The sequence below is a fragment of the Micromonospora sp. A202 genome (assembly GCF_006715105.1).
GTDB lineage: Bacteria > Actinomycetota > Actinomycetes > Mycobacteriales > Micromonosporaceae > Micromonospora > Micromonospora zamorensis.
This window is the reverse complement of record NZ_VFMP01000001.1, coordinates 2,013,010-2,027,137: the sequence shown is the minus strand read 5'-3', so window position 1 is coordinate 2,027,137 and position 14,128 is coordinate 2,013,010. Positions and strand designations below refer to the sequence as shown.

Sequence of the window (14,128 nt, the reverse complement as noted above, 5' to 3'; positions counted from 1 at the left end):
TTCCCACCACCCGATCCGCCACCAGCCCGACCGTGCGCCGCCGACGCATCGCCAGGGAGCTTCGCCAGCTTCGGGAACGCGCGGGTATGACCCTCGACGTGGCGGCCCGTCAGCTCGACATGTCGAAGAGCAATCTCTCCCGCATCGAGACCGCCCAGATCGGCATCAAACCCCGCGACGTCCGGGCGGCACTCGCGCTCTACCAGGTGACCGGCTCCGACGCGGAGGCACTGATCGAGATCGCCCGAGGCGCACAGCAACGCGGCTGGTGGCAGAACTACAGCGACGTGCTGCCCGAGTGGTTCGAGTTCTACGTCGGGCTGGAGGCCGAGGCGGCGACGCTGCGCACGTACGAGGCCGAGTCGGTGCCCGGGCTGCTGCAGACCGAGGCGTACGCACGGGAGATCTTCCGGCGCACCGCTGGCGAGGACGGCCTGGAGCGCAAGATCGCCGCCCGGCTACGCCGACAGGAGGTGCTGCGTCACGAGGATCCGGTCCATCTCTCGGTGGTGCTCAACGAGGCGGTGCTGCTGCGCCCGGTCGGTGGCGCCGCTGTGATGGCCGAACAACTGGTCCACATGACGCGGATCGCACAATTACCCAACGTGACAATTCAGGTACTTCCATTCGCGGCTGGCGGCCATCCCGCGATGAGCACCCCGTACGTGATCCTCAACTTCGCCGATGCCGCCGACGCCTCAGTGGTTTACCTGGATAACCTCACGATGGGGCTGGCTCTGGAGGATGGCGATCATGTGCTCGGGTATAGCCTTCTGCACGAGGAGCTGTGCCGGATGGCGCTCGATCCGACGGCGTCGCTGACCCGTCTTGAGCATGCTTCTCGTAACTTTGCGTGACCGCTTCTGCGGCACGCCGACGCAGACGAGAGGTACCCCGGATGACGGCGCACGACCTGACCCGAGCGGACTGGCGCACCAGCACGCGCAGCAGTGGCAACGGCAACTGCGTGGAGGTCGCGACAGCCGACGGTCAGGTCGCCGTACGCGACAGCAAGGACCGCTCCGGCCCTGTGCTCGCCTTCGGGCCGTCGGCCTGGCGGGCCTTCGTGGGGGGCGTCGGCGAGGTCCGTCGGCGTTGAGGCACCCACGCCGGTGCGAGACTGGGCCGTGCTCTCCGACGTAACCCTGGACCTGCCGGTACGCCCGGTGCTGCCGGCGATGGTCGCGGCGCTCGACGCCGCCGGCGCCGGCGTGCTGGTGGCCCCGCCGGGCACCGGCAAGACCACCCTGGCGCCGCTGGCCGTGGCCGACCGGGTGACCGGCCGGGTGGTGATCGCCCAACCCCGTCGGGTGGCGGCCCGCGCCGCCGCCCGGCGCATGGCCGAGCTGCTCGGCGAGCGGGTGGGCGAGCGTGTCGGCTACGCGGTCCGCGGTGAGCGCAAGGTGGGCCGGGCCACCCGGATCGAGGTGGTCACCACCGGCCTGCTGGTCCGGCGGCTGCACCACGACCCGGAACTGCCGGGTACGGGCGCCGTGCTGCTCGACGAGTGCCACGAACGACAACTCGACGCCGACCTCGCGCTGGCCTTCACCGTCGAGGCGCGGGCCACCCTCCGGCCGGACCTGTGGCTGCTGGCGATGTCCGCCACCCCGGACACCGACCGGTTCGCCGCGCTGCTCGGCGGGTCCACCCCCGCCCCGGTGGTACGGGCCGATTCGGCGCTGTACCCGGTGCAGCGGATCTGGGCGCCGCCGGCGCGCCCGATCGCACCGTCCGGGGCCGGGCCGGTGGACCGGGCCCTGCTCGACCACGTGGCCGCCACCGTCCGGCGGGCGCTGTCCGAGCGCGACGGCGACATCCTGGTCTTCCTGCCCGGGGCCGGCGAGATAGCGGGGGTCACCGGCCGCTTGGCCGACCTGCGCGACACCGTGGCGCTGCTTCCGTTGCACGGCCGCCAACGCGGCGCCGAGCAGGACGCCGCCCTGCGTCCCGCTGACCGACGCCGGGTCGTGCTGGCCACCGCGCTGGCCGAGACCAGCCTGACCGTCCCGGGCGTACGGGTCGTGGTGGACGCGGGGCTGTCCCGGGTGCCGCGTATCGACCTGGCCCGCGGGCTGGGCGCTCTGGTCACCGTGCCGGTCTCCCGAGCCGCCGCCACCCAGCGGGCGGGCCGGGCCGGCCGGGAGGCCCCCGGGTACGTCTACCGGTGCTGGTCGGCGGCGACCCACGAGCGGCTGCCCGCCCGGGCCGAGCCGGAGATCGCCACCGCCGACCTGACCGGTTTCGCCTTGGAGCTGGCCGCCTGGGGTCGGCCCGACGGCCTCGGGCTCGCGCTGCCCGACGCCCCACCGGCCGCCGCGATGACGGTGGCCCGAGACACGCTGCACACCCTGGGCGCGGTCGACGTCGACGGCCGGATCACCGCGCGGGGGCGGGCGATCGCCGCCGCGGGTGCACACCCCCGGCTGGCCCGGGCGCTGCTCGACGGCGCCGGGCGGGTCGGCGCCGACCGGGCGGCCGAGGTGGTCGCCCTGCTCGCCGAGGAGAGCGCGGCGGGCCCCGGTGACGACCTGGTCGCCGGTTGGCGTCGACTGCGAACTGGTGTCGACGCGGGCGCGACAGCCCGGTGGCGCACCGAGGTACGACGGCTACGGGCCGCCCTGCCCGCCGGCGGCGCACCCGACGGCCGCACCGACTCCGTGGGCCGGGGTGGCTCGGGTGGGCTGAGCGACGATCTCGCCGCCGGGCTGCTCGTCGGTCTGGCGTACCCGGAACGGTTGGCCCGGGTGCGGCGACCGGGCGGTTCGGCGTACCTGATGACCGGCGGGACCGCCGCGGAGCTGGCGGTCGGTTCGGGGCTGGCCGGTGCCGACTGGCTGGCGGTGGCCGTCGCGGACCGCACCCCCGGCGCGCCGTCGGCGCGGATCCGCCGGGCCTCGCCGGTGGACGAGGCGACGGCCCGGGAGGCAGCCGGCCCGCTGCTGCGCACGAGTCGGGAGGTCGGCTGGTCCGACGGCGACGTGGTGGCCCGGGAGGTGACCCGGCTCGGCGCGATCGAGCTGGTGCAGCGGCGACTGGACCGACCGGACCGCGCGGAGGTGGCCGCGGCGTTGCTGACCGGCCTGCGTCAGGAGGGTCTGGGGCTGCTGCCCTGGACCCCGGCGGCCCGGGCGCTGCGGGAGCGGCTCGCGTTCCTCCGACACCATCTTGGCGTCCCGTGGCCGGACGTCAGCGACGAGGCGCTACTCGACGCCGCACCCACCTGGCTGGGACCGGAGTTGGCCGCCGCCCGGCGCCGCGCCGACCTGGCGCGGGCGGACGTGACGTCGGCGCTGCGCCGGCTGCTGCCCTGGGCGCAGGCCGCCCGCTTGGACGAGCTGGCCCCGGAGCGGATCGAGGTGCCGAGCGGTTCGCGGATCCGGGTGGACTACACCGACCCGACCGCGCCCGTGCTCGCGGTGAAACTTCAGGAGACGTTCGGCTGGTCGGTGGCGCCACGCGTCGGCGACGGGCGGGTGCCGGTGCTGCTGCACCTGCTCTCCCCCGCCGGCCGGCCGGTGGCGGTGACCGCCGACCTGCCGTCGTTCTGGCGCACCGGCTATCCGCAGGTCCGTTCCGAGTTGCGCGGGCGCTATCCCCGGCACCCGTGGCCGGAGGATCCGGGAACGGCGACGCCCACCCGCCGCGCTACACCACGGCGGCGCTGAGCGCCGGCCTATTCCTCCACGACGTCGGCCACCACGACGGTGACGTTGTCCGGTGCACCGGCGTGCAGTGCCAGATCGATCAGCTTGCCGACGCACTCCGACCGCTCCGGGTAACCGGTGAGCACCTCGGTGAGGGTGTCCGGACGGACGACGTTGGACAGACCGTCGCTGCACAGCAACCAGCGGTCGCCGGCCCGGGGCACCATCGTCGCGTACGACGGGGAGATCTCGTCGCCCTGCAACGCCTGGGTGACCACCGCCCGCCGCGGGTGGCTGCTGGCCTGGTCCGCGGTGATCACGCCCTGGTCCACCAGCATCTGGACGAACGTGTCGTCCCGGGTGACCTGCTTGAGCACGCCCTCGCGAAACAGGTAGGCCCGGGAGTCGCCGACGTGCGCGAGGGCCAGGCAGCTGCCGGTACGGGCGAAGAGCAGGGCGGTCAGCGTGGTGCCCATGCCCTGCCGCTCGGAGTCCTCGGCGACCGCCTGCCGGATCCGGGAGGTGGCCAGCGCGATGCCACCCTCCAGCGCGGCCACCAGCGCGTCCTCGGGAGTCTCCACATCCAGCGGGGCGACCGCGTCGATGGTGAGGGCGCTGGCCAGGTCACCGGCGGCCATCCCGCCCATGCCGTCGGCGACGGCGACGAGCCAGGTGCCGGCGTGCAGGGCGTCCTGGTTCCCGCTGCGGATCAGCCCACGGTCGCTCGTTCCCACGGAACGCAGCTTCAGGGTCATGGGAGGCAGCCTGCCAGGCGAAGGGCGCAGTTGTCTCTAGGAGATCAGGACGACGGCGCGTGGCGCGGCCAATCTCACGTCCGGATGGCGGCGCGTCGGCAGATGCCGGTCGGGCTGAGCGCCCTCGTCGGATGCTGAAACCCATCCAACCAGATCAATTGACATGGCGTACCGGCACTGGAAACATCGAGCCGATACCTGGGAGCGCTCCCAGGTTATTTCCGCCCCACCGTGCCATCACCAATGTCCCACTTTCCGTCCCGGAAGGACTCCCCGTGACGCCATCCCGACGCCGCCTCCTGCTGGCCGCGGCGACCACCCTGGCCCTCACCGGCGCGGGCGCCGGCGCGGCCCACGCCGACCCACCACCGGACGCCCCCGAGCAGATCGACAACGGCGACTTCAGCGCCGGAGTGAGCCCCTGGTTCTCGTTCGGCACCGGCCCCCTCGCGGTCACCGACGGCCGGCTCTGCACCACCGTCGCGGGTGGGCTGGCCAACCCCTGGGACGCCGGCATCGGCCAGGACGGGGTGCCGCTGATCGCGGGCGCCGAATACACCCTCGGCTTCGCCGTCTCCGCCACCCCGGGCGCCGCGGTCAAGGCCGTGCTGCAACTCGGCAGTGCCCCCTACACCACGTACGCGGCCGTGGACGCCAGCGCGACCGGCACCGCCCAGCGGGTCGAGCAGACCTTCACCGTCCCGGACGACAACCCGAACGCCCAACTGATCTTCCAGGTCGGCGGCTCCCCCGAGACGCAGACCATCTGCCTCGACGACGTCTCGCTGCGCGGCGGTGAGCCGCCCGAGCCGTACGAGCCGGACACGGGGCCACGGGTGCGGGTCAACCAGGTCGGCTACCTGCCGGGCGGCCCGAAGAACGCCACCGTCGTCACCGAGGCCACCGAGGCGCTGCCCTGGCAGCTTCGCTCGGCCGCCGGCGCCGTCGTGGCCAGCGGCAGCACCACCGCGCGTGGCGTCGACGCCGCCTCCGGGCAGAACGTGCAGACCGTCGACTTCTCCAGCTACCGCACCCCCGGCACCGGGCTCACGCTCACTGTGGACGGCGAGACCAGCCACCCGTTCGACATCTCCGGGACCCTCTACGACCAGCTGCGCTCCGACTCGCTGCAGTTCTTCTACGCCCAGCGCAGCGGCATCGCCATCGACGGCGACCTGATCGGCGACGAGTACGCCCGCCCCGCCGGCCACCTCGGCGTGGCACCCAACCAGGGCGACACCAACGTGCCCTGCCAGCCGGGCGTCTGCGACTACTCCCTGGACGTGCGCGGCGGCTGGTACGACGCGGGCGACCACGGCAAGTACGTGGTCAACGGCGGCATCGCCACCTACCAGCTGCTCAACACGTTCGAGCGGACCAGGACGGCGGCCACCGCGGCCGGCGGCGCCGCGCTGGGTGACAGCACCCTGCGCGTCCCCGAGCGCGGCAACGCCGTGCCGGACATCCTCGACGAGGCCCGCTGGGAGCTGGAGTTCCTGCTGCGCATGCAGGTGCCGGCCGGCAAGCCGCTCGCCGGCATGGTCCACCACAAGATCCACGACCAGAACTGGACCGGGCTGCCACTCGCCCCCCACGACGACCCGCAGCCGCGCGAGCTGCACCCGCCGTCCACCGCGGCCACCCTCAACCTGGCCGCCACCGCCGCCCAGTGCGCGCGGCTCTTCGCCCCCTACGACGCGGCGTTCGCCAGCCGCTGCGGCACTGCCGCGAAGACGGCCTACGCCGCGGCCAAGGCCCACCCCGCGGTGTACGCGAGCCCGACCGACGGCACCGGCGGCGGCGCGTACGACGACACCAACGTCACCGACGAGTTCTACTGGGCGGCGGCCGAGCTGTACCTCACCACCGGGGCGCAGACCTACCTGACCGACCTGACCGCGTCGCCGCATCACACCGGTGACGTGTTCGACCCGCGCGGCTTCGGCTGGCAGAGCGTTGCCGCGCTGGGCCGCCTCGACCTGGCCACAGTGCCGAACGGGCTGCCCGCCGCCGACCTGGCCCGCGTCCGCGCCTCGGTCACCGCCGCCGCCGACAGCTACCTCGCGGAGCTGCGCCGACAGGCGTACGGGTTGCCGATGCCCGGTGACGCCAACAGCTACTTCTGGGGCGGCAACAGCAACGTCATCAACAACGCCGTCGTGCTGGCCACCGCCTTCGACCTGACCCGCAACCCCGTCTACCGCGACGGCGCCGTACAGGCCATGGACTACATCCTCGGTCGCAACGCCCTGAACATCTCCTACGTCACCGGGTGGGGCGAGCACGCCGCGCAGAACCAGCACAGCCGGATCTTCGGCCACCAGCTCGACCCGAACCTGCCCCGACCGCCCGCCGGCTCCCTCGCCGGTGGCCCGAACGCCGCCCTCCAGGACCCGTTCGTGGCGCAACTGCTCGCCGGCTGCAAGCCGATGTTCTGCTACGTCGACGACATCAACTCGTACTCGACGAACGAGGTGGCGATCAACTGGAACTCGGCGCTGGCCTGGATCTCGTCGTTCCTGGCCGACCAGGGTGACGCGAGCGCGGTGCCGGCCACCACCTGCTCGGTGAACTACACCAACTACGGTGCCTGGCAGGGCGGCACCGGGTTCACCGCCCAGCTGACCATCCGCAACACCGGTGCCACGGCCGTCAACGGCTGGAGCGTGCGGTTCGCGTTCACCGGCGACCAGCGGGTCCGCGAGGCGTGGCTGGCGAAGGTCACCCAGGCCGGCTCGACGGTGACCGCGCGCAACGAGTCGCACAACGCCAAGATCGCACCCGGCGGCACTGTGACGTTCGGCTTCAACGCGACGACGGCCGGCGGCGCCAACCCCGCTCCCGGCCTGATCACGGTCAACGGCGGAGCCTGCAGCCTCCCCTGACCCACTGCTGGTGGCCGCCCTCCCCGGGCGGCCACCACGCTCGCATGATCACGCGGCCGGCGGGCTAACGCCGGCCGCGTTGTGCTTCGCGACCAGAGTGGGGAGTTCGTCCAGCGAGTCGATCCGGAACAGGCACCGTTCGGACACGGCCGGCATGTCGAGGATGTGCCCCCACGGCGAGCGCCGGATCAGGCACGTCTTCATCCCGGCCTCCTGAGCCGGGCGGGCGTCGTTGTCGGGTCGGTCGCCGACGTACAGAATCGACGACGCGTCACCGCCGCCCTCACGAACGACCCGCTCGAAGAAGGCCGGTGACGGCTTCGCCACCCCCCAACCGTGCGACGTCCCGATCAGGTCGACAGGCAGGTCGAGCGCCCGAAGGGTCGACTCGGCGTGCGCTGGCTGGTTGCCGGCCAGGCCCACCACCAGGCCCTGCTCCCGCAACGAGGTCAGGCACGGTCGTGCGTCCGGGTAGAGATCCTCTTCGCCGAACGACTCCGGCTGACCGGCGGCCGCGCGGCGCTCCAACTCGACCGCGAGATCGAAGTCCGGCCGGAAGGCCCGGAACGTCTCCTGATAGTCCAGGCCCCGGGCGATCACCGCACCGAAGACCGCCGAGAACGTGTGCCGTGGAACGCCGAGCCAGTCGGCCCAGGCGGCGAACTCGTGGGACTCGTCGAGAATCGTCCCACCGACATCGAAGAAAATCGCATTGATCACGTGCATCCCCCGTCGCTGTCGCGTTGTCGGTGGATCATAGGCAGAGGCCAACGCCGGCCACCAGGACTCCATGATCACTTGATGGTGAGCAGCTGGAACACCGCGACTTCCGCTACTGACCACCATGTGATCGAGGGCAGGCGGCGGTGTGCCGCTCCGCAGGAGCGTTCGGGGCGAGCGTGCCTCCGGCTGGCGCTGTCGAGCTGATGACGCAAACGATTCACCGGGCGCAGCAGCAAAGCCGATGGATCGGACGCGGCCCCGAGTGAGCCGTATGCCGCCGGCATCAGGACCGCTCCGTGCGCCCGGCCCGTGCCGACCGCGCGCTCCGAAGTTGTCGTACACCTGTTCTATTGTCGTTCTATGTTGGAGGAGTTGACGCAGGCGGAGACGGCGGTCGCCGACTGCCTCGACGCGCCGGCGTGGGCTCTTGCGGAGCACGACCTCGTCGCGGCACTCGACGCCGCGCACCGACTCGAGCAACGCCTGGCCGCGGTCAAGCTGACCCTCGTGCGGGAGCTGGACGGTCGAGGCACCGGGACCACGCAGGGCGCATCCTCGACGTGGTGTGGCTGCGGGACCGGCTGCGGCTCAGCGTCTCCGCCGCTCGCCGGCTGGTCGATCTCGCCGGCGCGTTGGACGCCGGAGCGCCAGGCGTGCGCGCTGCTCTGGCCAGCGGGGATATCAGCGTCGAGCAGGCCCGGGTCATCGGTGACACGGTCAGCACGGTGCACACGGCCGCCGGTGCCGAGGCGGCCGGGAAGGCGGTCGGCGTCCTGGTCGGGTGGGCCGGGCAGTTCGAGCCGACCCTGCTGCACAAGCTGGGCACCCGCATCCTCGATAACGTCGCCCCGGAGGTCGCCGACGCCGTCGCCCGTGCGGCGCTGGAGGCCGAGGCCCGCCGAGCCAGCCGGGATCGCCATGTCACGCTGTCCGAGTTGTCGGACGGCCGGCTGCGGCTGTCCGGCAGCCTGGACGCTGAGGCGGCCGGCCTGCTGCGCGCCGCGATCGACCCCCTGACCGCACGTCCGGTCCGGACGATCCGCGTTGTCCCGGGCAACGCCGGCACGACGCGCTCGCCGACCTCTGCCGGCTTGCCCTGCGCACCGGCGACTTGCCCGAGAACGGCGGCGACCCCGCCCAGCTCGTCGTCACCACAAGCTTCGAGACGTTGGCCCGGCAGCTCGACGCCGGCACTCTCGACACCGACCTTCGGCTCACCCCGGAGACGGTTCGCCGGCTCGCCTGCGACGCGGCGATCCTGCCCGCTGTCCTCGGCGGCGCCGGCCAGACGCTCGACGTGGGCAGGCAGCGTCGGCTCGTCAGCGGCCCCCTGCGACGCGCCCTGGTCCTGCGCGACCGCGGCTGCGCCTTCCCGGGCTGCGACCGCCCGCCCCGCTGGTGCGACGCCCACCACATCCACCACTGGGCCGACGGCGGCAGCACGAGCCTGACCAACCCCGTGCTGCTCTGCGCCCACCATCACCGACACGTCCACCGTGGCGAGTGGACCGTCCGGCTCGGCGGCGACGGTCGGCCCGAATTCGTCCCGCCGGCCTGGCTCGATCCCGACCGGCTCCCCCGCCGCAACCAGTACCACCGGCGAACGTGACCCATCACTGATCCGAACCCGGCGAACAAGCCTGCGCCGCCGAACAAGCCTGCCCGCCGAAAGGGCCGACGCCGCCGGCAAGCCTGCGCAGCACGAGCAGACGCGCAGCACGAGCAGACGCGCAGCACGAGCAGACGCGCAGCACGAGCAGACGCGCAGCACGAGCAGACGCGCAGCACGAGCAGACGCGCAGCACGAGCAGACGCGCAGCACGAGCAGACGCGCAGCACGAGCAGACGCGCAGCGCGAGCAGACGCGCAGCGCGAGCAGATCAAGAACCGGCAGGGGCTGTGACGGGCACCGCACTGTGCGGGGCATCGATGAGCAGGCGGCGGCTCTAGGGTCGGTGGATGGGCACCACGGCGGAGGTTCGCGGCCGTTGGCGGTCGCTGTCGCCGCTGCCGCCGCCCGGTCGGCTGCGCACCCTGTCGCTGGCCACCCTCGCCAACACGGTCGGCACCGGGCTGTGGGTGACGGGTGCGGCGCTCTTCCTCACCCGCGCCGTGGGGCTGACCCCGACCGAGGTGGGGCTCGGGCTCACTCTCGCCGGCCTGGTCGGGCTCACTGCCAGCGTGCCGCTCGGCGGGCTCGCCGACCGACGTGACCCGCGGAGCCTCCGCGCCGTCCTGCAACTGGCGCAGGCGGTTGTCGCCGCCACGTACCTGCTGGTCGGCTCTTTCCCGGTCTTTCTGCTGGTGGCCACACTGGACGCTCTGCTGATCTCCGGCAACCTCGCCGTCCGCGCCGCGCTGGTCGCGGCGGTGGGCGGCCCCGAGGGCCGGGTGCACGCCTTCGCCACCCTGCGGGCGGTGGCCAACCTGGGCGTGGCGCTCGGTGCGGGGCTGGCCGCGTTCGCACTGGTGGCGGACACCGGGTGGGCGTACCGACTGCTGGTGCTCGGCAACGTCGCCACCTATCTCGTCTCGGCGGCGCTGATCATGCGGCTCCCGGCGTACCCGCCGGCCCGGCGACCACTGCGGCAGAGAGCCGGCCGGGCGTTGCGCGACAAACCGTTCCTCGCGGTCGCCGGCGCCTCGGCGGTGCTCTCCGTGCACCATGTGGCGTTGACGCTGGTGCTGCCGCTGTGGGTGGTCGCGCACACCGATGCGCCTCCGGTGACGGTTTCCGCCCTCCTGCTGGTCAACACGCTGCTCACCGTGCTGCTCGCCGTACGGCTCAGCGGGAGCGCCCGGCACGCGGCGCCGGCGGCGACGACGATGCGCCGGGCGGGGTTGGTGCTCGCGGCCGGGATGCTGCTCTGGGCCGCGACCGCCGTCGTGCCCACCGCGGTGGCGATCGGCCTGCTGCTGGCGGCGACGGTGATCTACACCATGGGCGACCTGTGGCACGCCGGGGCCGGGGCGGCGCTGGCCTACGACCTCGCCGCCCCGGACGCCCTCGGCGCCTACCAGGGGGTCGACGGACTGCTCGCCGGGCTGGTCCGCGCTGCCGGCCCGGCCCTGCTGACCTGGTTGATCATCGACGGTGGCCCGGTCGGCTGGCTGGCGCTGGCGGGTTTGCTCGCGCTCACCGGCCTCGCCGTGCCGCCACTCACCCGCCGCGCCCTGGCCGACCGCGCCGATCGCGCTGACCGCACCGAACGCGCTGACCGGTCACCGCACCCGGGCTGACCGTCAGCCGATCTCCTCGTCGACGAAGCACCATCGCCAGGCCTCGCCCGGCTGCGCGGAGCGGATCACCGGGTGGCCGGTGGACGCGAAGTGCTTGCTCGCGTGCTGGTTCGGCGACGAGTCGCAGCAGCCGACCTGCCCGCAGCTCAGACAGGTGCGCAGGTGCACCCAGTAGGTCTCGCCGATGGCGACGCAGTCCTCGCACTCGTCGGGGGTGCGCGCCTCGGCGGCACCCGCCTCGGTCAGGTGCTGACAGCTCACTTCCCGGCCTCCCTCAGCAACGACTCCTCCAGGTCCAGGTCACGATAGGCCTGCACCAGCACCTCCTCAGGGATCCGACCGGAGTCCCGGGCAGCCCGGAACACATCCCGCTCGGCGTCGATCATCTCTTGTCGCAACCGACCGTACGCCTGCGACGGGGTCTCCCGCTCGGTGCCACCGAGCCGTTCCCAGGCCATGTTGGTGCGATCCTCCACCGCTCGGCGCAGCCGGTCCACCACCGCGTCAGGTGCGCTGTCGGCCAGCTCGTCGAGACGCTCCTGGGCAGCCCGGCTGGCCTGCTGCTGCACACCGGCCGCGGACAGGGCGTCCTGCACCGGGTCGTCCTGCGGCAGCTTCAACCGACGGGCGACCAGCGGCAGCGTGGCGCCCTGGCCGACCAGCGTGAAAACGATCACCGCGAAGGCCAGCCAGATGAGCAACGCCCGGGGGTACGGCTCACCGTCGGCCAGGGTCAGCGGCAGCGCGAGCGCGGCGGCCAGGGTCACCACGCCGCGCATCCCGGCCCAGCCGATGATGATCGGCAACTTCGGCGAGGGCCTGGGGTCGCGTTGGCGGACGCGAGGCACCAACCGGGCCAGGTAGGTGGCAGGAAAGAGCCAGATGAACCGGGTCAGGAAGACGGCGGCGAGCACCGCGAATGTGGTGATGACGAGCGAGCCGACCGGTTCGTCGAGGTCGTGCAGCACCTCCCGCAGCTGGAGCCCCACCAGCAGGAAGACCAGGCCCTCCAGCAGGAATCGGACCAGCCGCCAGAACGCGCCGATCTGCAACCGGGATGCCGCCGACAGCAACTGCGGCAGCTTGTGCCCGAGCACCAGACCGGTGACGACAACCGCGACGACACCGGAGGCGTGCAGGTGCTCGGCGGTGAACACCACCGCGAACGGGATGATCAACGACAGCGCGTTGTCCAGCAGAGGGTCGGTGATCCGGCGGTGCAGGAAACCGAAGACCAACGCGCCGAGCGCCCCGATCAGGATCCCGCCGCCGGTGGCCCGCAGCACCTCGACGGCGACCTCGGCCGTGCCGACCGCAGATCCGATGGTGGCCATCGTCGCGACCCGCAGCAGCACCAGCGCGGTGGCGTCGTTGACCAGGCTCTCCCCCTCCAGGATGGTGACGACCCGGCGGGGCAGGCCCACCCGCCGGGCCACTGCCGTGGCGGCCACGGCGTCCGGCGGGGCGACCACCGCGCCGAGGGCCAGGCAGATCGCGAACGGCAACTGCGGCAGCAGCAGGTGCAGCACCAGCCCGACCACGAAGGCGGTGAACAACACCAGGCCGACCGCGAGCAGCAGGATCGGCCGGATGTTGTTCTTGAACGCCGGCACCGAGGTCTCCAGCGCGGCCACGTAGAGCAGCGGCGGCAGGATGCCGATCAGCACCAGCTCGGGGTCGAGTTCCACCTGCGGGAAGCCCGGTACGAACGAGAGCGCCAGACCGAGCACGACCAGCACGATCGGCGCGAGCAGGCCGAGCCGGCGGGCCAGCGCGGCACCCAGGGTGGCGATCGCCAGGAAGACGACGACCGGAAACAGGCTTTCCATGGGGTACGAGCCTAGGGGTCCGTCGGTTGAGCCCTCGATCAGCCAGCCGGGCGCAACTTCGGCAGCACCTCCGCGCCGAACGCGTCGATGAAGCCGCGCTGCTCCTGCCCGACGTGGTGCAGGGCGATCTGGTCGAAGCCGAGTTCGACGTACTCTTCCAACCAGCCGACATGCCGACCCAGGTCCGCGGACACGTTGACCACCTCGGCGACCCGCTGCGCCGGCACGTCCGCCGAGACCGCGTCGAAGTGCTCGACGGTCTCCAGGTCCCAGCAGACCGGCGGGGCGAAGACGTTGCTGCGCCACTGGTCGTGGGCGATGGCCTCGGCCTGCGCCTGCTCAGACGCCCAGGAGACGTGCACCTGCAGGTGCAGTGGCCCGCGCCCACCGGCGTCCCGGTACGCGTCGATCATCTCGCGCAGGTGTGCCTTCGGCGCGTTCACGGTGATCAGCCCGTCCGCCCACTCGGCGCACCAGCGGGCGGTGGCCACGCTGACGGCGGCGCCGACCAACGCGGGCGGCTGCTCCGGGCGGGTCCACAGCCGGGCCCGGTCCACCCGGACCAGGCCGTCGTGGCTGACCTCCTCGCCGGCCAACAGCGCGCGGATCACGTCCACGCACTCGCGCAGCCGGGCGGCGCGTACGTCCTTGCGCGGCCACGGGTCGCCGGTGATGTGCTCGTTGCTGGCCTCGCCCGTGCCCAGCGCCGCCCAGAACCGGCCCGGGTACATCGCGCCGAGCGTGCCGATCGCCTGCGCGATGATCGCCGGGTGGTACCGCTGGCCGGGCGCGTTGACAACGCCGAACGGCATGCCGGTGGCCTGCAACGCGGAGCCCAGCCAGGACCAGGCGAAGCCGGACTCGCCCTGCCGGGCGCTCCACGGCGAGAAGTGGTCGGAGCACATGGCCGCGTCGAAGCCGGCCCGCTCGGCGTGCATCACCGCCTCCAACAGGGCGCGTGGACCGATCTGCTCATGCGAGGCGTGAAAACCGAACGACGTCATGGGCACACTTCCTACCCACGACGGCACCGGCTGACGCGTGCCGCG

The 14,128-nt window shown here is 72.8% G+C and carries 11 protein-coding genes and 1 pseudogene; 7 read left to right on the top strand and 5 right to left on the bottom strand.

All coding sequences use genetic code 11. The features are described from left to right. Positions 1-32 precede the first annotated feature (32 nt). Genes FBZ33_RS09280 through hrpB form a run of 3 tightly spaced genes read left to right on the top strand, consistent with a single transcriptional unit; the run spans position 33 to position 3,668 of the window. Positions 33-857 (top strand): helix-turn-helix transcriptional regulator, encoded by an 825-nt coding sequence (locus FBZ33_RS09280; RefSeq protein ID WP_255509115.1) that lies wholly within the window; start codon positions 33-35, stop codon positions 855-857. A 41-nt stretch (positions 858-898) separates the two neighbouring features. After that, the gene (locus FBZ33_RS09275) at positions 899-1,099 is read left to right on the top strand and encodes a DUF397 domain-containing protein (protein ID WP_088947295.1); all 201 of its coding nucleotides are present in this window, start codon (positions 899-901) and stop codon (positions 1,097-1,099) included. A 28-nt stretch (positions 1,100-1,127) separates the two neighbouring features. Beyond that, complete coding sequence (gene hrpB, locus FBZ33_RS09270) at positions 1,128-3,668, top strand: ATP-dependent helicase HrpB (RefSeq protein ID WP_141912533.1); 2,541 nt, start codon at positions 1,128-1,130, stop codon at positions 3,666-3,668. An 8-nt stretch (positions 3,669-3,676) separates the two neighbouring features. Here the strand turns inward: hrpB and FBZ33_RS09265 are convergent, their stop codons facing one another. Next, positions 3,677-4,402 carry a PP2C family serine/threonine-protein phosphatase gene (locus FBZ33_RS09265; protein WP_141908726.1) on the bottom strand — a complete coding sequence of 242 codons (726 nt, stop codon included), beginning with the start codon at positions 4,400-4,402 and terminating at the stop codon, positions 3,677-3,679. A gap of 275 nt (positions 4,403-4,677) precedes the next feature. Here FBZ33_RS09265 and FBZ33_RS09260 point away from each other — a divergent pair, with 275 nt between their 5' ends. Continuing rightward, positions 4,678-7,287, top strand: coding sequence for a glycoside hydrolase family 9 protein (locus FBZ33_RS09260; protein WP_141908725.1), 2,610 nt, complete (start codon positions 4,678-4,680; stop codon positions 7,285-7,287). 48 nt (positions 7,288-7,335) lie between these two features. Here the strand turns inward: FBZ33_RS09260 and FBZ33_RS09255 are convergent, their stop codons facing one another. Then, complete coding sequence (locus FBZ33_RS09255) at positions 7,336-8,007, bottom strand: HAD family hydrolase (protein ID WP_141908724.1); 672 nt, start codon at positions 8,005-8,007, stop codon at positions 7,336-7,338. 299 nt (positions 8,008-8,306) lie between these two features. Here FBZ33_RS09255 and FBZ33_RS33710 point away from each other — a divergent pair. The 3 genes and pseudogenes from FBZ33_RS33710 to FBZ33_RS09245 form a co-directional block, all read left to right on the top strand. Further along, positions 8,307-9,307: pseudogene (locus FBZ33_RS33710) on the top strand (DUF222 domain-containing protein); the annotation flags it as partial. Further along, positions 9,308-9,619: an HNH endonuclease signature motif containing protein gene (locus tag FBZ33_RS33705; protein WP_370453079.1), complete on the top strand. Its 312-nt coding sequence runs from the start codon at positions 9,308-9,310 to the stop codon at positions 9,617-9,619. Between the two features lie 350 nt (positions 9,620-9,969). Beyond that, entirely contained in the window at positions 9,970-11,250 is a 1,281-nt protein-coding gene (locus FBZ33_RS09245; protein ID WP_141908723.1) for an MFS transporter, read from the top strand. A gap of 3 nt (positions 11,251-11,253) precedes the next feature. Here FBZ33_RS09245 and FBZ33_RS09240 read toward each other — a convergent pair whose 3' ends face one another. From FBZ33_RS09240 to FBZ33_RS09230, 3 genes are read right to left on the bottom strand one after another with little or no spacing between them, the layout of a single operon-like run. Continuing rightward, entirely contained in the window at positions 11,254-11,511 is a 258-nt protein-coding gene (locus FBZ33_RS09240) for a UBP-type zinc finger domain-containing protein (RefSeq protein ID WP_088947289.1), read from the bottom strand. Continuing rightward, positions 11,508-13,079, bottom strand: a complete 1,572-nt coding sequence (locus FBZ33_RS09235; RefSeq protein ID WP_141908722.1) for a Na+/H+ antiporter — start codon at positions 13,077-13,079, stop codon at positions 11,508-11,510. The genes FBZ33_RS09240 and FBZ33_RS09235 overlap by 4 nt, the downstream gene beginning before the upstream one ends. Positions 13,080-13,117: 38 nt before the next feature. Continuing rightward, positions 13,118-14,083 (bottom strand): TIGR03885 family FMN-dependent LLM class oxidoreductase, encoded by a 966-nt coding sequence (locus FBZ33_RS09230; RefSeq protein WP_141908721.1) that lies wholly within the window; start codon positions 14,081-14,083, stop codon positions 13,118-13,120. Positions 14,084-14,128: the final 45 nt, after the last annotated feature.